General features: G+C 40.5%; 20 protein-coding genes. 9 read left to right on the top strand and 11 right to left on the bottom strand.

What is annotated here, in order from left to right:
• Positions 1-111 precede the first annotated feature (111 nt).
• Positions 112-2,328, bottom strand: a complete 2,217-nt coding sequence (locus BMY75_RS09355; RefSeq protein ID WP_242940214.1) for a BspA family leucine-rich repeat surface protein — start codon at positions 2,326-2,328, stop codon at positions 112-114.
• A gap of 307 nt (positions 2,329-2,635) precedes the next feature.
• Between BMY75_RS09355 and BMY75_RS09350 the strand changes: the two genes are divergently transcribed.
• Positions 2,636-3,187, top strand: a complete 552-nt coding sequence (locus BMY75_RS09350) for a TMEM175 family protein (protein ID WP_074833052.1) — start codon at positions 2,636-2,638, stop codon at positions 3,185-3,187.
• Between the two features lie 179 nt (positions 3,188-3,366).
• On the opposite strand, the gene BMY75_RS18645 is transcribed toward BMY75_RS09350, so the two are convergent.
• Positions 3,367-4,734, bottom strand: coding sequence for a peptidoglycan DD-metalloendopeptidase family protein (locus BMY75_RS18645; protein ID WP_074833051.1), 1,368 nt, complete (start codon positions 4,732-4,734; stop codon positions 3,367-3,369).
• Between the two features lie 885 nt (positions 4,735-5,619).
• On the opposite strand from BMY75_RS18645, the gene BMY75_RS09340 reads away from it, so the two are divergent.
• From BMY75_RS09340 to BMY75_RS09330, 3 genes are all read left to right on the top strand, one after another.
• Positions 5,620-7,128, top strand: coding sequence for a hypothetical protein (locus tag BMY75_RS09340; protein ID WP_074833049.1), 1,509 nt, complete (start codon positions 5,620-5,622; stop codon positions 7,126-7,128).
• Between the two features lie 347 nt (positions 7,129-7,475).
• On the top strand, positions 7,476-8,015 hold the full coding sequence (locus tag BMY75_RS09335; RefSeq protein WP_074833045.1) for an RNA polymerase sigma factor: 540 nt from the start codon (positions 7,476-7,478) through the stop codon (positions 8,013-8,015).
• A complete protein-coding gene (locus BMY75_RS09330) occupies positions 8,015-9,607 on the top strand; it encodes a hypothetical protein (protein WP_074833043.1) in 1,593 nt (530 codons plus the stop codon). Before BMY75_RS09335 ends, BMY75_RS09330 begins: the two co-directional genes overlap by 1 nt.
• Before the next feature lie 137 nt (positions 9,608-9,744).
• On the opposite strand, the gene BMY75_RS09325 is transcribed toward BMY75_RS09330, so the two are convergent.
• The 3 genes from BMY75_RS09325 to BMY75_RS09315 form a co-directional block, all read right to left on the bottom strand.
• Entirely contained in the window at positions 9,745-10,308 is a 564-nt protein-coding gene (locus BMY75_RS09325) for a GNAT family N-acetyltransferase (protein WP_074833040.1), read from the bottom strand.
• A gap of 256 nt (positions 10,309-10,564) precedes the next feature.
• Positions 10,565-11,131 (bottom strand): chromate transporter, encoded by a 567-nt coding sequence (locus tag BMY75_RS09320; RefSeq protein ID WP_074833262.1) that lies wholly within the window; start codon positions 11,129-11,131, stop codon positions 10,565-10,567.
• A complete protein-coding gene (locus BMY75_RS09315; protein ID WP_074833037.1) occupies positions 11,118-11,681 on the bottom strand; it encodes a chromate transporter in 564 nt (187 codons plus the stop codon). The genes BMY75_RS09320 and BMY75_RS09315 overlap by 14 nt, the downstream gene beginning before the upstream one ends.
• 130 nt (positions 11,682-11,811) lie before the next feature.
• Here BMY75_RS09315 and BMY75_RS09310 point away from each other — a divergent pair, with 130 nt between their 5' ends.
• On the top strand, positions 11,812-12,525 hold the full coding sequence (locus BMY75_RS09310) for a DUF134 domain-containing protein (RefSeq protein WP_074833035.1): 714 nt from the start codon (positions 11,812-11,814) through the stop codon (positions 12,523-12,525).
• Positions 12,525-12,992 (top strand): C-GCAxxG-C-C family protein, encoded by a 468-nt coding sequence (locus tag BMY75_RS09305; RefSeq protein ID WP_074833033.1) that lies wholly within the window; start codon positions 12,525-12,527, stop codon positions 12,990-12,992. The genes BMY75_RS09310 and BMY75_RS09305 overlap by 1 nt, the downstream gene beginning before the upstream one ends.
• A gap of 138 nt (positions 12,993-13,130) precedes the next feature.
• On the opposite strand, the gene BMY75_RS09300 is transcribed toward BMY75_RS09305, so the two are convergent.
• A complete protein-coding gene (locus BMY75_RS09300) occupies positions 13,131-13,724 on the bottom strand; it encodes a hypothetical protein (RefSeq protein WP_074833031.1) in 594 nt (197 codons plus the stop codon).
• A gap of 231 nt (positions 13,725-13,955) precedes the next feature.
• The gene (locus tag BMY75_RS09295) at positions 13,956-14,864 is read right to left on the bottom strand and encodes a hypothetical protein (protein WP_074833028.1); all 909 of its coding nucleotides are present in this window, start codon (positions 14,862-14,864) and stop codon (positions 13,956-13,958) included.
• A gap of 675 nt (positions 14,865-15,539) precedes the next feature.
• On the opposite strand from BMY75_RS09295, the gene BMY75_RS09290 reads away from it, so the two are divergent.
• A complete protein-coding gene (locus BMY75_RS09290) occupies positions 15,540-16,865 on the top strand; it encodes an NYN domain-containing protein (RefSeq protein WP_074833026.1) in 1,326 nt (441 codons plus the stop codon).
• A 394-nt stretch (positions 16,866-17,259) separates the two neighbouring features.
• Positions 17,260-18,747 (top strand): hypothetical protein, encoded by a 1,488-nt coding sequence (locus BMY75_RS09285; protein ID WP_074833023.1) that lies wholly within the window; start codon positions 17,260-17,262, stop codon positions 18,745-18,747.
• Positions 18,748-18,981: 234 nt separating this feature from the next.
• Here BMY75_RS09285 and BMY75_RS09280 read toward each other — a convergent pair whose 3' ends face one another.
• The 4 genes from BMY75_RS09280 to BMY75_RS09265 all read right to left on the bottom strand — a co-directional run bounded on the left by BMY75_RS09280 (position 18,982) and on the right by BMY75_RS09265 (position 23,734).
• Positions 18,982-19,692, bottom strand: a complete 711-nt coding sequence (locus BMY75_RS09280; protein ID WP_074833021.1) for a gamma-glutamyl-gamma-aminobutyrate hydrolase family protein — start codon at positions 19,690-19,692, stop codon at positions 18,982-18,984.
• A 120-nt stretch (positions 19,693-19,812) separates the two neighbouring features.
• Positions 19,813-20,199 carry a hypothetical protein gene (locus tag BMY75_RS09275; RefSeq protein ID WP_074833019.1) on the bottom strand — a complete coding sequence of 129 codons (387 nt, stop codon included), beginning with the start codon at positions 20,197-20,199 and terminating at the stop codon, positions 19,813-19,815.
• Positions 20,200-20,225: 26 nt separating this feature from the next.
• Positions 20,226-21,332, bottom strand: coding sequence for a DUF6076 domain-containing protein (locus tag BMY75_RS09270; RefSeq protein WP_074833017.1), 1,107 nt, complete (start codon positions 21,330-21,332; stop codon positions 20,226-20,228).
• Between the two features lie 515 nt (positions 21,333-21,847).
• Positions 21,848-23,734: a leucine-rich repeat protein gene (locus BMY75_RS09265; protein WP_074833015.1), complete on the bottom strand. Its 1,887-nt coding sequence runs from the start codon at positions 23,732-23,734 to the stop codon at positions 21,848-21,850.
• Positions 23,735-24,100: 366 nt separating this feature from the next.
• On the opposite strand from BMY75_RS09265, the gene BMY75_RS09260 reads away from it, so the two are divergent.
• Positions 24,101-24,328, top strand: coding sequence for a hypothetical protein (locus BMY75_RS09260; RefSeq protein ID WP_074833012.1), 228 nt, complete (start codon positions 24,101-24,103; stop codon positions 24,326-24,328).
• The last annotated feature ends 22 nt before the right edge of the window (positions 24,329-24,350 follow it).

The raw sequence follows: 24,350 nt of genomic DNA, 5'->3' as shown, positions 1-24,350 counted from the left end.
TGCTATCACTTTTTCACTGCCTTTTGGTTTTGCTCTTCCTCGGCGAAAGATGTTATGGCGGGCAGGGAAGCATGGAAAGACAAAGCAGGAGATCTTATCGATATCTGCTGATCATTTTATGGTAACAGTACCTGCATGTTTGATAGCATTTGCTGTATCCCATTTGCCGTTTACTCTTGCCGCAATGGCTACCTTGTAGGTCTTGCCGGGAGTAAGATTTTTTGGAGAAGTATAGGTAGTGTCTGTGAGGGTTTGTGTCTGTACTCTCCATTTGCCTGCTAGGTATACAGCGATTCCGTATCTGTCAGCACCTTCTACTTTATCCCATGTGAATCTTACCTGATGATATTTTTCACTGTATTCCACCTTGATGTTCGTGGGATATGTGAGGGGATCTTCTACTTTACCTGAGATCAGTCTTTTGTAAGTGTTGTTTCCGTAGTTGTTAATAACTGCATATTCTCCGCTGCCGCTTACAACGGTCGAGGGAGCATTTACATTTATCCAGCCTTCTCCGTTTATAAGTGTTGCGCTCTTGGTCAGATCTTTGAAATTCTCGCCCATTTTAAGAGTTTTCAGCTTATTACAATCACTGAACATTTCGTAAACTCCTGTAAAATTTACCTTGCGTGTATCAAAGCTGCTCAGATCAAGTGATGTAAGCTCGGTACAGCCTGAGAACATATTATCCATATTTGTTACCATGCCGGTATCAAAACTGCTCAGATCAAGCGATGTCAGACCGGTACAGTTCTTAAACATACGGCTAATATCATCGACCGTGCTTGTATCAAAACTGCTGAGGTCAAGTGTAGTAAGACCGGTACAGCCATAGAACATACCGTTCATATATGATACGTTGCTAGTATCAAAGCTGCTTACATCGAGTGTGGTCAGGCTTTTACAATCATAGAAAACGCCGCTCATAGATGTTACGTTTGATGTATCAAAGCCGGTAACGTCAAGAGATCTGAGGTTATAACAATCAGTGAACACAGCATTCATACGGGTAACGTTTGATGTATCAAAGCTGGTAATATCAAGGTATTCAAGGTTATTACAGCCATTGAACATGATACTGATATCAGTGACTTTTGAAGTATCAAAGTTTCTAAGATCAAGCTCTGTCAGATTTTTACAGCCACAAAACATACCATTCATATTAGTAACATTTGATGTATCAAAATTGCTGACATCAAGTGATCTGAATTGACAATTGCTGAATAACAAATCCATATCAGTAACTTTAGATGTGTTAAATCCACTGACATCAATAGATCCAGCACTGCATTTCGCAAACATTTCACCCATAGTGATAACACCGGATGTATTGAAACTGCTGATATCGATTGATTCAGCGAAACAGCCACGGAACATAGCGTACATATCAGTAACTTTTGATGTATCAAAATTTCTCAGATCAAGAGAATTAACTTTACATTGGGCGAACATCCCGTTCATACTGATTACATTTGATGTATCAAAGCTGCTCAGATCAATGGTTTTAGCAGTACATTGGTAGAACATACTGCTCATATCAGTAACTCTTGATGTATCAAAGCTGCGAAGGTCAAGTGAGTCGATTTTACAATTGCAAAACATTCCTGTCATCTCAGTAACTTTGGATGTATTAAAACTGCTGATATTTAGTTTTTTCAAGTTACACTTATTGAACATATAACACATCATAGAAACATTTGAGGTATCAAAGCTGCTCAGATCAAGTGATTCAGCACTACATTCGCTGAACATACAATTCATATCATTTACACTTGAGGTATCAAAGCTGTTTAGATCAATCGATGAAGCATAACAATTTCTGAACATGCTGCTCATATCAGTTACTTTAGATGTATCAAAGCTTGTAAGGTCAAGATGGCCGGCGTGACATTTAGAAAACATACCAAACATATCGGTAACATTTGATGTATCAAATCCGCTGAGATCAAGATATGTAACACGACAATCAGAGAACATATATTTCATGTTTGTAACATTGGAAGTATCTGCATTACTAAGGTCAATTCGATTTGCCTTGAACGAATCAAACATTCTTGAACAATCAGCAGGGAATACTGTACCTTCTTCACACACTACTGTTTTAACGTCTTTATTATTTTTCCATAGCTGCACATCTTCCTTTGTAACATTTCCTTTTAAAGTAAGTACGCCGGTATTCCAATTTAAAGACGTGGTCAATGTTGCAGCTTCAGCATTTATCATACTGCTGAATACAGTCTTATCTCCAACGGGAGCAGTTACCGTTCCGCCAATAAGGGCAAATGCCACTGCAGCAGTTAATGCTTTTCTCATCAGTTGTTTTTTCATATGATCTCTCCTATCTGATTAAAATTTAAAATATAAAATATAGATGTACGTCTGCGATACATACTATATAATTAATAATTTTAACATGTGTTTCTTGCGGTGTCAAGGCGAATATTGCTATAAAGGCTAATTATGTACCACTCACGATGTATTCAGGTGATATCTCGTGGCTTCACCGAATATCGTGACAGACATTGCCAATTTACAGCCTTTGACATTGCAATATATCGCTGTTTGTGTTATAATCAAACTAGGGCAGATCACTGCGATCGAAACACTAACTGATATTATGAGGAGGGAAAACTATATGGAGAAGAACAGACTTGAAGCATTCAGCGACGGAGTGCTGGCGATCATTATTACTATCATGGTATTGGAATTAAAACAGCCCGCGGGTGACAAGCTCAGCGATTTTTTTGATCTTGCACCGACACTGCTTGCGTATCTGCTGAGCTTTGTGTTTGTGGCGATCTACTGGGTAAATCATCACATCATTTTTCACGATGTCAAGAGAGTAAATTATCCGATACTCTGGTGCAATATTGCATGGATGTTCGTGATGTCATTCATACCCTTCACAACAGCCTGGATAGGCTCGCATCCCACCGCATTCGCTCCCGTATCTTTGTACTTTTTTGATATGCTGCTAGCCTGCCTGACGATCCATCTTCTGATATATCTTATTGCCCGTGAAAACGGAACGGCAAAGGATTTCAATCTGGGTCCGCGCAACATCATCAGCATTATCACCTATACCTTAGCGGCGTGCCTCGGCGGTTTCTGTCCGATAGCGGCATATATCATAGTTGCCGCAGTTTCGGCGTGGTGGATATTCCCTGAAAGGAAAAAAGGTAAATAGTATAGAAGCAATTAAGGTTTTAAGATAAAATCAAAAGCACGGAGAATCACGATATGTGAACCGAACCATAAAAAACGTACAATGATAAAAAAGCCCCCCTATGGTTTCTGTAATACCATAGGGGGGCTTGTTGTCAGTGTACGCTATTCATCTCAGAAGAAAACAGCGTGTAACCGAGATCAATAATTAGACTGCTTGCGCTCAGACAGAGCATATACATTATTTCTGTTTGCGTTGATCTCGTCTACGTATTTCTTCGCACCGCTTAAGTCGGCGTAAAGACCAGCGGGAAGGTTGGTGTAAAAGCCGGGATCAATTCTTGTACCACCGAAACTGCCTGCACGGATCGAGAAATCAAGGTGAGGACCGGTGCTGTTGCCGGTGCTGCCAACCTTACCAATTTCTGTGCCGGCGGATACGGTCGCACCGTTGGAAACTGTGATCTTGCTCAAGTGCATATAAACAGTTACGTAGGTTTCTCCGTTGATCTTATGGGTGATCACAACGTAATTGCCTGCACCGCCGTTCCAGCTTCCGGGATAGGTCTGTACAGTACCTGCTGCTGCTGCTTTAACAGATGTACCGGTAGGTGCTGCAATATCAATCGCACGATGATTTCTGTTGTCACCGAATCCTGCGGAAATTCCCTTGCTATCAGGAACAGGCCAGTTAAAGGGTCTGCCGGTGACAATAGGAGTAGTAGTCTTTACAGGCTCTAAAATCCAGTTATCATTAGTTCTGGAATCACTTCTGTCCCAGATCTGAACAACAGCACTGTCAGCGTAAGAAGAGTTTGTAACTTCAAAAATCTTGTTACCATAGCTGCTAACAGTTCCTATTTCAACGCTGCCGTCGCTCATTTTTCTGAATCTGAAATACTGCTGCTGACGAGTATTTGAAGAATCATATAACTTCAGATCTGTACCGTTTGTATTTGCACCGGAAGCGGTTGAAAGATCAAGACATCTTCCGAGCTTTGAATAGATCTTGTAGAAACCATTTTCATACTTGATCTGGAACTGCTGGTTGGGATCGCCATGGAATTTATACTGAATTATTTCTGCACCGTTGTAACTTGAACCGCCCTTAACATCCAGATACTTGCCGGTCAGCTTATTACGGATGTAATAAACGCCTTCTGTGATATTCTTATCTACAGGATCAAAAGGAATTACTCCGTAACGAACTACTGACTTCATCTTAGCAAGAGAAGCAGGGCCAAAATATCCATCTACTGCTAAACCATACTTTTTCTGGAATGCTAAAACTGCTGTCTTTGTTGCATTACCGAAATCACCGTCAACATCTAATTTGGAAGTGCTGAGACGGCTGTTGCTTCTGTCACCATTAGTTACAAGGTTATTAATAGCACACTGGAGCCACTTTACATCGTCTCCTTTACAGCCGTTAGAAAGTGTACGGCCAGGTACAGAATGTTCCCAGTAGTTTACACTGTAAGAAGCTGCAAAAGCAGACATAGGCAGTATCGAAATGACTATAACAATAGTCAGGAAGATACTTACAAATGATTTTGAGAATCTCTTCATGTTTAATTTTACTCCTTCGTTTTAAAAATATTTATTAATAACTGACCGATCATAAAGAAGAAAACATTAAACATTGAAAACCAACTCTCCTCCATTCTGTGCCGAATTTAATGTTTTGATCTTACGAACAATCAATTATTTTCTAAGTACTAAAACTTTTGATAAGTTAAATACTGTATGATATTAATATATATTAAGAATTAAATGCTGCAGGAGCAACAACGTAAACATCTATTAAACTGATCCGTCTGTCATTTTGCCGAAAGCTGTTTCACTAAAAAATCTTTTCTTTTATTATAATTAAAATTTGACTTTTGTCTGAGATTATTTAGTAAATACAGGCTTATCAATACTGCTATGTAAATATATCTTTCATCGAAAATATGAAGAATGCTTCACATCATAAGCACTAATCGACTTTAATCCCAATTTTAAGTGATTTTAATTGTTGATTTTCACAACAAAAGAAATTATATCATTAAATTACTTAATAGTCAATAACATTTGCAATAATCAAAAGTAAATTAATGAAATAAGTGCAATTAGCAATAGAATTGTAATAAATTATTGTAAAAAAATACTATTGAATATTGATTAATGTTAATAAAATAATTGACTTTTGTTTGGAATGTGAAGTCTTCTTAACCAAGGGAAGAATTAATAGAAGTAGATCGGCTTTGTTATGATAGTGGAACAGAGAAAGCATGAGTTCAATTTGGTCTATTACCGATTGGTTAGGGCGTATGGTGAGCTGACTATATACTGTTTTTTCAAAACTCAAAACCTAATTTCGTTATTTTGAATAATTAAATCTTAATCATATTGACTTAGTAAATTAATAATGATATAATGAATTTATCGAGTTTTTCAAAAGAGGTACTATAGATGATTCATTTACCCGATTTTGCAATATTAGATTTTCTGGAATGGTTAAGTAGTTCTATAAAATCATACGAGTATTCAGACAACATAGATATATATGATCTGTTATTTGATGAAGAATACGAAATGCAGTTATACCATAAAGCGGAAGATTATTGTTCAAACAATAATCAGCGGTCTGATGAAAGAATATATGATCCCGATAAAGGATTTGAAATGCTTTTTCGTATGTTTCAGGAAAGTCCGTATTACCAAGATTGTATTAGTCGAAACAAGGACTTACAGCTAAAAGGTAATGATTACAAACATATCATCAATTCATTTTTTTACTATTTCAGAAATTTCTGTTTTGACCCATATTATCAAAAACGTACTCATGAATCAATATTTCACTTAGATATGAATGCTGATACCCTGATCTGCAATGCCCGGGATTATCTCGAATCAGGACAGACATATAAAGAGAGTAAAAGACCATATTTGAATTTTATGACATTATTTAAAAATCCTGTTGAAATCGATTTTGTTGACTGGCTCGGACAAAATGATTTGAAAATAGATAAGATGACAGTTGATCAATTTGAAGATCTAGCAAACGCTTATTGTATTGATAATCATAAAAGTATGATAGAGGCCGAGAAGCTTATCAAATTTTTCAAACGATCGGATAACAACACAATAATAAACAGATTAAGATGGTTATTTAATGGGCATGGACATAAAAGCCATAATCTTAAATACATTATTGAGCGATACTGTAATGAAGAAAATCGTTTCAAGTGCCTGATACTTACTCTACAAAACGATGAAAACTATAAAAAAATGATCAGGGATCATTGGTCTGATTTTGACTTTTTATCAGGAGAAGAACTGGATATATATTATAGCAATGATTATGCAAAATCCGGTTATGAATTCGCAGCAGGGTTGGATTCAATAAAAGAGAAATGTCGTTTATATATCCCATGTATAGTACTTTGGAAAGATGAAATGTCCGAGGCGCAGTATATCGGGATCGATGGACTTAATGTTGAAATGATACATTCTGTTATTCAGAGAATCGTCAATGAGATCCAAGAGGGAAATACGCTAAATGATATTGCCCAAAAAGCAGTTGAGGAGGTTAATCGAATGCAAGATAGCAATAAACCAAAAGAGATCAATAACACTATAAATAATTATGGTAATATGGGAAGTGCGGTTATAGGCGATAATGCAAAAGTCAGTGTCAATTTCAATAGTGAAGAAGAAAGCAGTTTCTTGAATGAACTAAATGAAGCTTGTAAGATCATATCAGGTAATAGCGATCTGACTGACGAACAGAAAAACGTACTGCTTGAAATATTTAATACTGCACGTGAAAGTGTTACGGAAAAATCTGAAAGTAAGGCAAATGATAGTAAGAGCCGTTTCAAAATGGTTTTGACTTTTATGGAAGACCATGGCAGCAAGATCATCGCTTCACTTGCCGGTTTAGCAACAATTGTAAAGTTTTTTAAATTTGATAGTTAATTTTATATCTCTGAAACAAACAGTGTGAGAATTTCATTGCACGGATGTTGACGGCAAACTGAAATTCAAGACAAGCCATATCCTGTAATGAAAGTAAAGTCCGTATTTGAAAGATAGCGAAGTTTTCTCCCCTACAATGTATAATTATAGTAGGGGAGTTTACTTTGCCTTTTATTTGGATATTGATAGCCACGCTATTATCTTCTTGATTTGTCTGCTTTCAGTAACATAACATCAGTTCATGAAATGTTTACATATATAATGATATAATATTATCTGTGACTGTCAGTTTTTATGCTTGAAAATTGAATGTAGTAGGTGAAACGTTTCAAAAGTGAGGTTTTCTTATGACGGATAAGGAGCTAACAGAACTGCTGCAAGCTGAACCCGAACGGGGACTTGCGGAAGTGGTGGAGAAATACAGCGGTTATGTTTATACTATTGCGTACAGCAAGCTTTCCGGTGTATGCTCAAAAGAGGATATAGAAGAAGCCGTGAGCGATATTTTTCTGAGTTTCTATGAATACTTCAGGAAATCGGAAAAGCCTGTAATGGCTGTTGCACCGTATCTTGCGGTCATCGCTAAACGGCACAGTATCAATATCTACAAAAAGCATATCTCAAAGATGGAAAATATATCATTTGAGGAGATAGCTGATACTGTCGCTGATAATACTGAAAACCGTGACACACGCAGGCATCTTATTGAAGCGATAGTTTCACTGGGCAGACCTGATTCGGAGATATTTCTGCGAAAGTATTTCTTCGGGCAGAAAAGTCGAGAGATAGCCGCTATACTGAAAATGAAAACCAACACAGTTGACAAGATAGTCTCGCGGGGGCTTGTCAAACTCAGAAAGATACTCACAGAACAGGAGGGAGAATAATGGATAAACAGCTTTATGATATTCTTGATGGACTGACCGCAGATGAAATGATGCCTGCGGCTGAACTGCTGGAAGATATGGCAGAAAACTGTACTCTGTCAGAAACAGAAAAGTCCCGTATCCTCTCTTCTGTCATGGGAAAGGCGGGATTTGATATGAATGAGACTAACGGCATTATTTCAGAAAACAGAGTTATCAAAGCAACAGGAACGGGTGTGAGCAAGGAAAGATCGGGAGCAAGGATACTGATCAGACGTGGCGGAGTTATCGCAGCTTGTATAGCGCTGCTTGCGGCTGGGGGAGTTGTGTTCTCTCTTAAAAATAATATCAGGCGTGCTGACAGAGAACAATTCAGTTACACGGAAAATGCAGATAAAAAAAGTGATGATGTCGGCCTGCAAAATCTAAAGAAAAGTGCAGAACAGAATTCAGAGATAACCAAAAAATTAGAAGATGCTTATCCGGATCATAAAGTGAAGAGGATCAATGATGACAGATATCTGATCTACCAATCAGCCACTAAGTCGGATGATGGCCAGTTGATGTTCTATGATGTTCCGTCGGATTCTGTTATCAACACTATCAGCACTGACCAGTACGTGCTTTTTGATAAGCGGCTTGAGAATAAAATCGCGACGTATGCAAAGGTCAGGGACGACGAAAATACGATCAGCAAATATCTGGCAACGATATATGATGACAGCGGAAATGTTCTTTATAAGTATGATCTCGATGTGAATATCTGTGGTCATTCCATGGATATAATATTTCCTTCTCCTTCTCCGGATGGTAAAACGTTATTTTTTGAGTATAGCTGGGGGCGTAACGTAGACGATAAGAATATTTTCAATACATGTTTATATTTTGTAAGATATGAAGATCAGAAAAATATAATAAAGTTCAGCGAAAATGTTTCCAGCACGATTCGCTGGGAGAATTCAAATGATCTGTTGCTTGTTGCACATTCAGACGAAGATGGCATTAACAGGACCGATCTGTACAGTTTATCCGATTTGTCGTCACCGTACGAGTTAAAGTGCTTAGAAACACAAAATAAAGAATATCCGGAACAGCCGTTCATACTTGCAGCAAACGGCGGTTCTATTTTCGTTATTGGCGAAGAAGACAAAAAACTTATTATGATAAAGCCTGATGAAAATGGCGATACAAAGATCGGCGATAAGTATTGCTCAATCATTGAGTATGATCTTTTCGATGCAGTAAAAGACAACAAGGCTTTTGCCTGTGTAACAGCGGACGGTAAATATGTGGCGACTGCATGCATATCCGAAGATAACAGGCTTATATCTGCTTTGTATGAGATCAATGATGATGGCCTTAATAAACTAAAAACTATCGAAAACGAACTTGACGATACTGAATTTGACAGTTTTATTTATGACGCTCCTATTGAATATGCAGGGTTCAATGAATACACAGGTGCACTGAAGATGGTGCGCGTAAGATCTTCGGAAAGGGATCTTTACCGGAAAGATCAGTTACTGACATATGAAGAACTGCGCGATAATCCTCTGTACCAGGAAGATAGAGACTGTGAATTGAAAACCGATTCTATTAATTTCTTTGAATAACAGCTTACCAAAGCAAAATTTCTCCCATATATAAAAAGTCCTCTTTCTGAAAAACAGACAGAGGACTTTTTTGGGTTTGGATGGAAAACAGATCAAGCTGAGTTTGAAAAGTCCGACAGCCTGTTCCATAGCGTATCTTATTGCCTCCTGTTTTTCAGGTTTTCCCATTCCTTTTTAAGGATCGCGTACTGCATGGTATTTTCGTATACAGGATTGCCGTTGGGGTCATTTATAAAGGACACAAACTCCATAAACAGACCCTCGCGCCTCATGCCCAGCTTTTCGCACAGGCGCTGACTGGGGAGATTGTAATCTTCGGTGTAAGCGTAGAGCCGCCTTGCACCTTTTTCGCTGAAAAGATGATCGAAATATGCGCAAGCCGCTTCATAGGCATAGCCCTTGCCCGAGTATTTCAGGTTCAGCATCCAGCATGGGCTGTAAGTATCCATTACCTCGTCCTCGGGAGAAGTGCCCTCGGGGTGAGAGAATATCTCGCCGATAACTTTGCCGCTGTCTTTGAGTACTATTGCGAAGTAGAGCTCGTCATCGACGCGTTTTTTGATAGCCTTTTTTGCATCTTCGAGGGTATCAAGTTTCATGCAGGCAAAGCAGTTGACTGCAGGTTCGTGCAGATATTCAAAGACATCCTTCGCATCTGCTTCGGTGAACCCACGGAGTATAAGGCGGTTGGTTTCAAGCATTTTCGTGTACCTCGTTTTTTCAGATTTTATGAGTGATTATTTTTCATCTTTAAAAAACGATGATTGGATCGTCGCTGTTATTCATTAATGATAAGTCTGTATCTCTGATCATATTCAATAATTCGTCTTTTGTCATTTTGGGTTCTCATTTCAAAGTTGTGTTTCAATTATAGCATACAGCATTGAGATAGTCAAATACTATCATTCTCATGCAAAAACAAAGTCCCACACTTGTGCAGGACTTTGTCACATTTTTTTATAATCCCAATCCGTACCCTGCGCCTATCCCTATTATTGCAGACAGCAGAATGATCTTTATCGGGTGGACTTTTTTGAACGCAAGCACGGCAGTAACAGCGAATAATCCCAGAAATACCCAAAAGCTTGCTGAAGAAAAAGCTGATAGGCTGATACCCGATGGGAAGAAAACTGTCCTTGCAACGGAGATGAATGCGGCTCCGATCATACCTACCACAGCAGGCTTCAAGCCCGACATGATACCGCTTACTGCCTTGCTTTTCTTGTACTTTTCAAAACACTTTGCGATGATAAGTATAATAATAAAGGACGGCAAAACAATACCGAGTGTAGCTATTATTGCTCCAAGAATACCGCCCGTTCTGATGCCTACAAAGGTCGCCATATTTACGGCAAGGGGTCCCGGGGTGCTTTCGCTAAGTGCGACAAAATCCACAAGTTCTTCCTGCGTCAGCCAGCCGTGACGTTCCGCTTCTGCCTGTATCATAGCTATCATTGCGTATCCGCCGCCAAAGGTGAAAGCCCCTATTTTCAGAAAGGCGAGAAACAGCTCAATCAGTGCCATTGCTGTGCTCCTTTCTGTTCAGGAATGACCATATCAGTCCGAACAAACCACAGCCGATTATGACAAATACGGCATCTATTTTCAGGAATGCAGTCAGTATAAGTGATACTCCCATGATAACATATGAAATTTTTTTCTTTTTCTTCTGCACCGATCTGAACATCATCCACAGAGCTTTAAGTATCAGTGCAAGTACTGCTGCCCTGATACCCATAAAAGCGTATTTGACTGCTTTGATGCTTTGAAACTGCGTCAATATCAGGGAGATAAGGGATATGATAAGGAACGATGGCAGGACAACTCCGAGGGTAGCCAAACAAGCTCCGACAAATCCCGATGTTTTATATCCCACAAATGTTGCGGCATTTATAGCGATAGGTCCCGGGGTAGATTCGGAGATAGCTACGATATCCGTAATATCCTTTTCGTTCAGCCATTTTTGGTTTTCGCATACTTCTTTCTGTATCAGCGGTATCATGGCATAACCGCCGCCAAATGTAAATGCCCCGATCTTCATAAAGGTCAGGAACAGGTCAAGATTCTTATTCACAGTATCACTCCTACAAAGAAATTATACCAAATATAACCATATCCGTCAATATAAGAAAATGCCAAGAATGTTCTTGACATAAGTCGATAAATGTGTTATAATCGACATATGTCAGAAAGGAGATGCGAATATGCCAAGACCGCAGAAATCACGCCGTATCTGCTGTTATCCCGATTACTGGAGCTTTGCCCCCGATCAGGATAAGGCAAATGATACGGTCATAATGTCGCTTGACGAGTTTGAGACCATACGTCTGATCGACTATCAGTCAAAGACGCAGGAACAGTGCGCTCAGGAAATGAATGTGGCGAGAACGACCGTCACGGCGATCTATGACACCGCAAGAAAAAAGCTGGCTCAGGCTTTGGTGGAGGGCAGGCGCATCGTAATTTCAGGCGGAAACTATACTCTTGAAAACAGTATCTCTGAGGAGATCACACGGAAAGGAAGCGCTATTATGAGGATAGCAGTAACATACGAAAACGGACAGATTTTCCAGCATTTCGGCAGAACAGAGCAGTTCAAGCTTTATGATGTTGCAGACGGAAAGATCATCAGTGAACAGGTAGTCGGAACAATGGGCGCAGGACATGGTGCGCTTGCAGGATTCCTGAAAAACGCTCAGGCTGACGTTCTGATCTGCGGAGGTATCGGCGGGGGAGCACAGATGGCTATGCAGGAAGCAGGCATCGCTCTTTATGGCGGTAATATGGGCAGTGCTGACGATGCTGTTGCTTCATTCCTTGCACAGACACTTGTTCAGAACGAGAACCCCACCTGCGATCATCACCACGAACATGGCGAGGGTCATTCCTGCGGAACTCACAGCTGTGGTGGTCACTGATGAAGTACGATCATACTGAAAAGGCGGTCAGCCTTTTTACTCAGGGATGTAACTGCGCACAGGCTGTTTTTGCGGCGTTCTCAGATGTTACGGGCATGGACGAGGAACTTGCGAAAAGGCTTTCATCTTCCTTTGGCGGCGGTATGGGAAGAATGAGAGAGGTCTGTGGAACCTGTTCGGGTATGTTTATGGTGGCAGGTATCCTTTACGGTGAGGGCACCGAACTGGACGATAAGCTGAAATCCGAGCATTACAAGCGGATACAGTATCTTGCAGATGAATTCCGCAAAGAGCATGATACTATCATATGCCGTGATCTTTTGAAAGGTCTGGCGGTAACAAGTGAACCCACTCCCGAAAAACGCACCGAGCAATACTACAAAGTAAGACCATGCGCGAAGTTCGTCAGAACCGCGGCAGAGATACTTGACCGCTATCTTGAAAATAATCCCCCGGTGAAGAAATAGTATGGAATGAGTATCACATCAAAAAAATGAGGCTGCCACTTATGTCGGATGCCAATATAGAAGTTTTGCCCCGAAGCGTTTCAAAGCGCTTCGGGGCATTGTATTTTACACGGTTGCTAAGATAAATCAGAATTTATCTCAGCGATTGATTCTTGGAAAGTATATTTTGTTTATTAACTCGGACAAAGAACTTGCAATTGGTCTATCGTCGGCAACTCTATCTTCTCTCCAACTTTCAAGGTAGATCTCACCTGTCGCTATCTTATACAAGACCGCATGGGCGGCATAACCTGTCCAGCCGATGCTGATATATTCCTTTACTTCACTGCACTCCTCATATTCCTCGTATAATTCCGATGTTAGATCATAAACACCATATTTCTGAAAAAGAACATCATCATCAGTTTCACCGATATGCTTCATCACCGAAAAGATTATCGGTCCTTCATCGAATTTGTAATATCCGCCTTCTTCATCCTGCTTGAAGCAATCATATGCTCCTGCAATGTGTGGATGCCAAAACAGATTGATATAATCTTTTATATCATCAGGTAGCTCGAATCCAAATCTTTCACGAAAGGGTTCTAAATTTGTCTGAGTTGTTCGTGGAACAAGAATATTTTTCTGTATCTCCGTGACAAGTTCGGGAACAACGCCCTCAAATTTACGGGGACTGTTATATGCCGAATTCGCTATAACTCTTTTGCTATAATTCACCAATGCTTCTTTCAACCAGTGTCACCTCTAAATTCCGATTTATGTTCGTAACAATTATAGCATAACATTGCTGCATTGTCAATAAAAACGCCATAGTACTTCTGACTGTAAATCAGAAATACTATGGCTTAAAACTTCTATATGAGCATCTTTCTTAACAGCCTCATTATAGTTCTCCACTTGAATAATCAAACAGTTGAGGTGCGTCCGTCGGGCGCACCTCTGTTTTTCATTATTGATCCGGCGTCAGTTTATACCTGGCCTCGAAAAGGTGATCATACAGTCAGCTTCCTGGCTGTCGAATATCTTTTCTCCCCATGCAAGCCATATCTCACCGCAGGGAGTGTCAGTCCAGAGCGCTCCGTAAAAGCCATTTTTCTCGGGTGAGAATATGGTGGGAGGCTCGCCGTACATCTCTATGAACTGTGCGTAAAGCCTGTCATAGCTGTCCTCGCAGTCAGAAGACGAGGGATCATTGTCCCCTTCGGTGTTGATGTCAGGATTTTTGTGAAAGCCTACAGTGTACACGGTCTTGTCATCAATGTCAAAATCAACGCTCATGTTATTAAACATTTCTCCCAGCACTGAAATACCACCGGGGTAATCAAACTGTTTTTCTGTGTAAAAACCAAGAGCGTTCATGAAATCTCCAAGCTCGGTCACATTGTCAGTATCACCGAATGCGCTCTTTAAAAAATTCACCGTAGTATCATATTTACAGGCATATACATTTTCGGGGAACTGCTCAAAGAATGATATCTCATCAGCTGAAACAGTAACTCTGTCATCTGGCAGACTGTTTTGCTTTGAGCTTTCTTCTGCCGCTGAACTGGTTTTCTCAGTCGCCCTGCTTACTTCAGGTAATGCACGGCTTTCTTCGGATACTGCGCTGCTTTCTTTAGATACAGCACTGCTTTCTTCGGATACTGCGCTGCTTTCCTCGGGCATTTCACTGCTTTCCTCAGGTGCTTCGCTGCTATCTTCAGACACTTGTGATGTTTCGGCTGAAGAACTGCTTTCTTCCTTTGCAGAGTCTGCCGTTTTGCTATTGCTGCTATTGCTGTTACTGCTTTTCTCATCTTTCACGTTGCAGCCTAAAAGTCCCAGAGCTGTTACTGCCGCAAGCGCCACTGCAATAAATTGTTTTGCTTTCATGATCTTCTCCTCTTTAGGTTTTGTTTTATATGATCAACAGTCTGTCGATGATCATTATTATAAAGGCATATTTAAATTATATCATATTGCATTGGTATAGTCAATCGGAAGACGGGATATAGTATCTGTGTGGTGCATAATGGCTTCGGTTCAGGCTGTAAAATATCGGTTTATGTTTTCGCCTATACTATTATAATATAGTACGGGGAATATTATGTTAAATAAATGAAATTTATAAAAACTATTGACATTTTTGATGCGGCATGTTACAATTACATAAAGATCAGCAGGGTGCTATTGTTATTATTTGGTAAAAAGTGCTGTACAGGCGCTGATCTATAATACGAACTAAAACAACAATCTAATAAAAAAAATCTGATACTATTGAAAATTTCACTGCTGTAAAAGACTTAGTGCCATCTATACTAAATACACATATTGACAATCCTGTGCGGAGCGCATGAGGCTGCTGATACATTAAAAGTATACATCAAAAAGAGAAAAACAGCAGTATTTTCAGAAGCGAATACTGCTGTTTATTTATATACGGAAAATCAAACTTTCTTGTGACAGCGTGTTTAATTTTTACAATGAATGTGAGGTGAAAACATTGGGAAGCATATTACTTATAAGAAATAATTATCCTAAGATCTACTATGAATAGGAGGTACGCTCTTGGCTGTTGATACCAAAGAGGTAGTAACCACGATCTCTTACCTGATAGGTGTCCGCAAGGACATATTAGAGCTGAATTTCGCTGAGTGCAAGGCAACTCTAGATAAGCTTTATGCAGACCGTGATGCTACTGTTATACGATATTTGTGCAAGCTCCGTACTGCACTTTTGCAGCATTTCAAAAAAACGGATACTGCTATGCGCTATGATCTGAAGAATCTTACTTCTATTGAATGGTACGATAAAGATAATATCAGACAGCTTGAAAAATGGGGGATACCGATCATTCAGGCGAATTACCGTTCAGAGAAGTATATGCATGACTTCACCAGACTGATAAACGAAAATATAGATAAATGCTCTCATCTTTTTTACGACTGGATAATATGGGAGTATATACGAGATCTGTTTTATATCCCGAAATACCAGAAAGCGGGAGTGCTGAAAGAAGAATTTGAAAAATACATGAAGAATATCCAGCACTATCCTTTCCAGATGTATATCCACTGGAAGCCTGCCGACGTTGGAAACATCATATATACCGACAGAAAATTTTTGAAACTGATATATGAAATGCACGGCGATGTTTTCACGGACTATACGAAATATCGGGACGCTGATGATGAAACAAGAAATAATATTTACGGATTTATCGACAGCTCGGAGAAAACTGCCATTGCTGTCGATTGCGAGAACAGTAATCCATTCAAGCTGTACAGTGTTCTCAAAGGTTTGAATCAGGACGAACTTTCAAAGATAGAAAAGATAACGCTCTATGACGACCCGAACACTACCGCAGGTTGGGACTGGCTATCAAAATTCACCATGATACCCGTTGAACATATCGAGATTGAAAGGGTATCCGACAGAAAATCTCTCGTCGATGTGCGAATGACGGCGAGCGTTGTCACGGATTTTTACCGCGACGGTATAACATCTTTTATAATAGTATCAAGTGATTCGGACTTCTGGGGACTTATCAAAAGTCTGCCCGATGCACAATTCCTTGTTATGTACGAATACGAAAAGATAGGCTCTGCGATACAGGACGCACTCACACAGCACGGTATCTACTATTGTGCAATTGACGATTTCTGCTCCGCTGCCACTGAGGACATGAAGCGAGCTGTACTTTTTGCAGAGCTTGAAAAGCATTTCCCCACCATCTGCGGTGAAAGCCCTCTGGAGCTCACTCATAAGATCTATGAAGCCACAAGAGTGACCGCTACAAAAAAGGAAATGGAGAATTTCTGTACCAGGTACGTAAAGACCTTGCGGCTAAAGCTGAACTCAGAGGGGAAGTTTGTTATTGAGATACAGAAATAACGAAAGGACGGTTTGTGCCGTCCTTTTTTGCGGGGAAATTTGGAACAGGTGAGAACGGGGCGGGTCTTGGTTTTTTGATAATGATTTATAGACAAAAATCAATTATATGAAAATTCAAAAAGACATTGACAACTATGAACAAATGTGATATAATGTATTAAATTAGTGACAGAAAATCTGTATCTAATTCATAAAGAAAGGACTGACAGGTATGCCAAAGCGTGTTACAACTTCACAGAAAGCACAGCAGGGGCGTGCCATGTCATCTTTAAATTTATTATGTCAAAACAAGCGTGTCTCAATTGGATAGGTTCCTGTTGAGGTGCGCTTTTTTACAGTAAACAGGCAATCATCAATTGCCAAAAAAATTATTCCAATAAGGAGGACCGAGCTTATGAACAACACATTTAAAAAAGTAACTGCAGGTATGCTTTCTCTGGCTCTTGTAGCGGGCGCTGTGCCTGCGAACGTAGGGGGCTTTTTGACAGGAGGCACGGCTATTGTGGCGAGTGCGGCACCACCAGAGTCCACTAATACAGGCGTGGAAATAGGTGGCGCTGAAATTTCAAAAGCCAAGACTCTCTCAGTCGGCACATACATCAAGGTCGGAGATACCGTTGATTTCGGTGACGGAACGTATATTGACGTTTGGGGTGATCCTAATTTTTTTAATGGAGCGTGCAAATTAAATAACAACGTTGAATTTTATAATAATGTTAATTGGACTGGATATTGGTTCCATGCCGACGCTGTCAGCAGTTCGGAATCCACTGAACCTTCCAATCCCGATGGACCGACACATATCGGAGAAGTTTGGTTATATGGCTTTATGGTCGAATCAGCAGAACTTTCCACCGCACCCACAGGCTTCTATGTTACAGGCGGTTCGGGAACAGCGGCAGACCCCTTTACATTCGAGCTTTATATGCCTCACGCAGCTGTAGCGCCTACCTGCACAACAACTGGAAATATTAAGTATTATACCGGCGAGAACGGCGAATTCTATACCAAAGATGGAATAGCATATACTGCACTGACCGACCTGAACGGTGACGGCTATGTAGATATTGATGATACTGTTGTGGCGGAAACAGGTCACAGCTACGATGATGCTTCGCCCGTATGGACATGGAAAAAGGAAGACGGCGTTTATACAGTTTCTGTTCAGTTTAAGTGCAAGGTCTGCGGTAACGTTGAAACTCCCGAAGAAAAGCCGGTGCTGAACGAGACCGACCATGGCAACGGTGTGAAAACTTACACTGCAACTATTAATTATGGCGGACAGGAATACACAAGCACCAAGGACGAAAATATAATCTATAATATCAGCATCGACGGCGTTGAGAGTAGTTATAAGTACGGCGAGCAGATAAAAGCTGTTGCTTCCGCCATGAGGGACGGTAAGCATTTTATCGGCTGGTATGAGGTAAAACCGGATGATACAGAAGTTAAGGTCAGCGGTACGAGAAATTACTATTTCTATGCTACCCGCGATATGAGTATTGTACCACATTATTCTTACGAGATAGTAGAGGCAGAGCCTGTTTATTCGATGAACGTAAGCAGAGTGGCTATCGCCAATAGCGACAAGCAGAAGATCTCGTTCACAGTTGATTGGGAACTTCCCAAGAATTATGAACTTATCGAAGCAGGCGTTGTAAGAAGCTACATCAATGAGAATCCCGAGATAGGCGGTGCAGATGTAAGCCAAAAGGCATCGTCCCTCAAAACTGTAAGAGGTACATTTGTCTACAACCTTACCCTTGGTACAGCTAACGCAAACAATACGATCTATTCCAAGGCATATGTGACCTACAGGAATAAGCTGAATGATCAGATAGTAACGGTTTATACAGCTCCGTTTACTACTGCTAAAGCATAATAAAAATGTCAGGAGAGAAAAATATGGAAAAGAAAATGCAAAAACCCGAAATGGAGATCATTCATTTTAACAGCGCTGATGTTATTGTAGCATCAGGCGGAATTCCGGGTCAATTTGAAAACATTGATGAAACCGAATAATGAACTCTGAAAACTGAAAACATCAATGCAAAAGACTCTGTACCGATTGAGGTGCAGAGTCTTTTTTTATGGCATAGCTCTCTGTCAAAAGCGTTTACGCTGAACAGCAGCTTACAAATTCTTTGAATATGAGCAGGTTGTTTCCGTCTTTCTCATAAGAAAACTCCGGATGCCATTGTACAGCCCATAAGAATTTATACTCGGGAGAATATACTGCTTCAATAAGCCCGTCAGGTGATCTCGCCATACATTTCAGCTTAGGTGATAATTCACGAACTCCCTGGTGATGATAACTGTTCACGGAAATACATTCCTTTTTCAGCAGTTCGTATAAAGGTGTATCACTAAGAATCGAAACATCATGAACAGGTTTATCATACGGCGGCTTTTGGCAATGTGTGAGCTTATCGGAAAACTGCTTCGGGATATCCTGCCACAGTGTACCGCCTAAAACAGCATTTATAAACTGAATACCTCTGCATATGCCGAGGATCGGTATATCTCTTTTCATACTCGCTTCCAGCAGAAGTATCTCCATAACATCACGTTCAGGACAACACTCACCGCAAAGTTCGGATTTCCTCTCTCCATAAACTTCAGGGTCAACGTCCTGCCCTCCGGTGAAAAGAAAGCCGTCACACATATCAGCGAGCATTTCTGCCTCGGTATCAGTGTTTATGATAGGGAGAATAATCGGCAATGCACCCGCCTTTTTCAGACCGTTCACATATCCCGGTACCATCCAATAACTGTCTTTGGAATAATCAATTAACGGTATAATACCAATGATCGGATTTTTCTTCATAACAATACCTCCGAAAAAAATAAAGGTGCTGTTTAGATAAAACAGCACCTTTGCTTTACTGTATTATACATCTTTTGGCATAGTCTGTCAAGACTGATTTATCAGAACATTTCTGATCTATTATATCAGTTCTCTGAGCAGATCACGCATTCTGGAAGTGATATTCCAGCAGTTTTCAAGGGGGTGACCGATACAAGACCAGTACACGATATTGCGGTAAAGCTCATCGTTTATCAGTATCTGCCGAAATTCAGCCCATAGTTTATCAGCATATTCTGTATCATCGGTATATGTCAACAGGTCTTCGATTCCTTGGATTATAATATCGCTCAATAATTCCTTGTCCGAGAATTTTCCTGCTTCCATTTCATCGGAATATTTTTTATAGAATTTGATATAATCCTCGGTTCGGGTATAGTCTCCCGCACAGAATTCCCAGTCCTGATCTCCTTTTTCAGGCAGTGGGACGCCGCATTCTTCGTTCAGTTTTCTAGCTAGTTCAAACATAACGGCACCTCTTTTGTTCCATAAATTCAAGCTCTGATCTTTTCCTCATATTCCTCAAAAACGAGTTCCTTATCATAAGCCTTTTGCCTTAACTCCAGCGCGTAGTCAGCCCATTCACGGAACTCAGCCTGTGTCATTCTCTTTTTGAGATAGCGGGCATAGTGCTGTTTGTAGGCTTTGGTGTAGGTCAGCAGTATCGGGTCGCTGTTGACTTTGTCGGCGTAGGTCTTGCGGTGTCCCATGTCACGGCAGGTCTTTCCGCGTTTGCCTTTTATGGGTCTGGTGCAGAAAGGGGAGTAGGCTGTGGCTTCAAGCAGGAAGTATCTTCCGCACAGACCGCACTTGCGGGGCAGGTAGTGATTTTGAAGACCTTTGAACAGGTCGATGTAGAGAAATCCGCCGATAGTGCTGAACTTGTATCGCTCGTACATTACGAAATCTCCCTCGGGATTCAGGGGTACAAAAGTCTCGGACATGGTTCCAGATGGTTCAAGTCTTGCGTAGGTGTTGATACGATTCTCTTGTTCTGACAGAAAACGGCGGTAAATGTCAGCAGTCTCTTTAGCGTCAAGGTACTCTTTGCCTGCGTGCAGCTTTTCAAGAAATGCGGAATAGATCTCTTTTACGCGGATACAGTCCTCTACAAATATGCGGTATTCTTTGCTTATTGCTGAAAGCTTGCGGTTAAGTCTGAGAGCACTGTCGTACATATCCGCATCAAGGTCGTCATAATAATTCGAGGTATAAAAATGGTCGTAGAATTCGGGCGGCCAGTAGTTTTCTCCATGGTTTTCAAGGTCATTGCGGAAAAGGTACTTGTGGTCGTTCATTATCTTGTACAGTCTGTTGCGCTTGACTTGCAGCTTGTTGTAGGGCGGAAGCTTTTCTATCATGGCATCGAGCTTGTCATAGAAAATAAAGGCTTTCTGTATCAGTGTGTCAAACTCAATATTCTCATCTCCCATCTCGGGATAATGAAGTTTGCGCTCAAAGCTTTTGCACTTGTCGAGAAGTTCGCGCAGGTCGGGAAAGTCATATTCAAGATACGCAAGAAGTATCTCATTTGTTTTGAACTGCCCTGCGCCATCTATCATGGAGTGGGTCTTGTAAAAATATGCTGTGAAACCAAGCATTTGTGTACTCCTTTATAATGGTATACGCCGCTGCAGAAGATGTGACGGCGTTTTATTATTTTACAACTACTATTATACTCAATGTTACGTTGTTTTTCAAGCGTGGGATCACAAAATCTATATGGCAAAATGCACAAACATATGTTTGAAATTTCTGCACTTGACAAATACGGTCGGTCAAATTCCTGAGAATTTTGCAGTTATCTTTAATTTTCTTTGTTTTTCTCGATTTTATATAAAAATAGAAGTGAGATGAAGTGAAATAGAGAGCACACCTCACATCTATTGACATCGAACAAATTTTCTGGTATTATATATCTTGCAAAGAGAACATAGGTGCGAGTTAGCTGGTTTGCCTTTTCAAGACAGATAGGAAAAATGTTCGCAGGGCAGGACTGTGGGTCATCATTATAAAAGAAAAACCCCCGCATAAATACGGGGGAGATTCAGGGGGATATATTTAAATCATTTTTACACCCATGGTTTAAAAGTCTGTAATGTTATGCATCGATATCTCAGAACAGAAGCTTCTTGCCTTTTACGTGGGCTGCCAGCTTTGTAACGTCGGAAATGTTTACCTTGCCGTCTTCGTTCACATCTGCATTGGAAGTATCTTTCAGCAATTTTTTACCTTTTACATGTGCGGCCAGCTTAGTTACATCGGTTGAGTTTATTTTGCCGTCACCGGATATATCGCCCTTTTTGGGTGGTGCAGGGATTTCGGATCTTTCGATCACTTCAAATTCGACTTTCATTTTTTTAGCCAGTTTCTGTGCAAAGGTACCCTCGTAGCCTCTGATCTTGAAACCTTCTACACTGAAGTTGAAAGAAGTTGTTGTGACAGCTTTAACGCTCTCGGGCAGAGTAATTGTTCTGATAGAATCCTCACCTGCTTTATTACCTGTACATAGGAAAGCACTGGGTGATATGGTCTCGAGTCCCTCGGAGAAAGTTATTTCCTGAAGGCTGGTACAATTAGTGAAAGTGGCTCCGCCTATGACCTTTACACTGCCTGCGATATTGAGTTCTTCGAGAGCGGTGCAGCCTTCAAAAGCATAGTGGCTTATAGACTTGACACCGTTTTCTATGTTCAGGACTTTAAGGCTTTCACAATTCCTAAATGCTTCAATAGGAATCTCTTCAAGGCTGCCGGGTATCGTTACTTCGGGAAGAGCTTTACAGCCGGTGAAAGCCTGCATACCCATTTCGGTAACACTGTCCGGGAGACCGACATATTTAAGACTCTGGTTGCTGTTGAACGCGCCCTGACCGATGGTGGTAACACCGTTGGGAATTATAACTTCTCTTAAAGCTGTGCAGAAATAGAATGCTTCACTGCCGATCTCTCTTAAACTGTTAGGTAATGAAATATCTGTTATCCTGTCGTTTGCATAGAATGCTTTTTGGCATATCATAGTTACGCCCTTTGGTACAACCACTCTGCCTGAACAGTTTCTGCCGTCAATGACCATATTGTTGACTACTACCACAGGATCTTTCGCCTTCTGGTTTTCGAGCCACTTGGTACCATAGAAAGCTTCACCGCCGATATATTTTACGCTTTTGGGTATAGTTACGTTTTCAAGTCCGAAACAGCTTTTGAAAGCGTCGTATTCTATGGTTGTAACGCTGCTTGGGATATTCAGGGTTTTTATGTATTCACAGCAGCCGAACGAGAATGAGCCTATGGTCTTTAAACTTGTGGGGAAGCTTACACCTGTGATGTTTTTGTTTAGTGTAAAAGCGTTGTCACCGATGCCGATAACACCCTTGGGTATGGTGATATTTCCGCTGCAGGTCGTACCGTCGATGACTATTCCGTTCACGGTAACTAAGCTGTTCTGCTTACGCTTGTTCCGAATCCATTTTGTATTCTCAAATGCCTTGCCGCGGATATCGGTCAAGCCTGAGGGGAAATTGATGGTTTCAAGGTTTTCACAGTCGGCAAAAGCCTGCTGGCCTATCTGGATAATGCTGTTAGGCAGATTCAGCTTTTTTAGAGCAGTTTTTTGGAAAGCATAGCTGTCTATAACCTGAAGACCGCCTGCTCCGTTTATGGAAGTGAGGTTCGAACAATTCTCAAAGGCTTGCCAGCCTATGGTAGTTACAGTGTCGGGTATGGTAACGCTTGTTATTTTGGAATTATCCGAAAAAGCATATCTTTGGATGCTGACAACGGGTTTGCCATTGATCTCTGAGGGAATGACAACGTTTGTATCGTTGCCATAATATTTCTGTATTTCGATGCCGCTCCCCGTGGAACCATACTGGAAATCTCCGTCATCGGTTACTGCGGCATTTGCTGTCACGGATGGAGCTATAATCGCTTTACCCTGAGGAAGAGTTGTGCTGCCGAACAATAAAACAAAAGCTATAAGTCCTGTGATAAATCTCTTTGTCATAAATATCCCTCCATCTCAAATTACCATATGTGTTTGTAAATCACAAAAACAAGTGCACAATTAAAATAATCGCCAAATGAATTAACTATAATTATATGGAAATTGCACATATTATTTACTCTAGATAAATTATACATCTATTGGCGATAAAAATCAATGTAATTCAGGTATACTTTCAGTTAATAGAGGAATATTTTTAATTAATTATCACGAGATAACAATTGTGGCGAGGCTCGCGCATTGAGATGGATCAGATAGCAGAGTATTTTTATCAATTGAAGGGGAATGATCGAAATGTAAAAATATGGATAGAGCAATATGAAAGCAAGATATACTATATAAATAATTAAACTGGAGGAATGCTGATTGAGAAAAAAAGAAAACAAGATATCGCTTCATCGCAGGATATGGTGCAAGATCAGATTCTGGCAGAAGCTCAATGACGTTGACGATGAAACACTGGCACGCTACCTGATGCTGTCGGTTAGGACACTGCGGGAGTATGACAGTGACGCAGGTAATCTCTCACTGGAGAGACTGGAAAATTTCATGGCGTCTACGGGGCTGAGTTTGGATCTGCTTATTAATTTCTGAAAACAGATCAAATAATGTAAAA

Origin of the sequence: Hominimerdicola alba, from assembly GCF_900109655.1 — a bacterium.
Taxonomy (GTDB): domain Bacteria; phylum Bacillota; class Clostridia; order Oscillospirales; family Ruminococcaceae; genus Hominimerdicola; species Hominimerdicola alba_B.
This window is presented reverse-complemented; position numbering and strand designations above follow the sequence as displayed.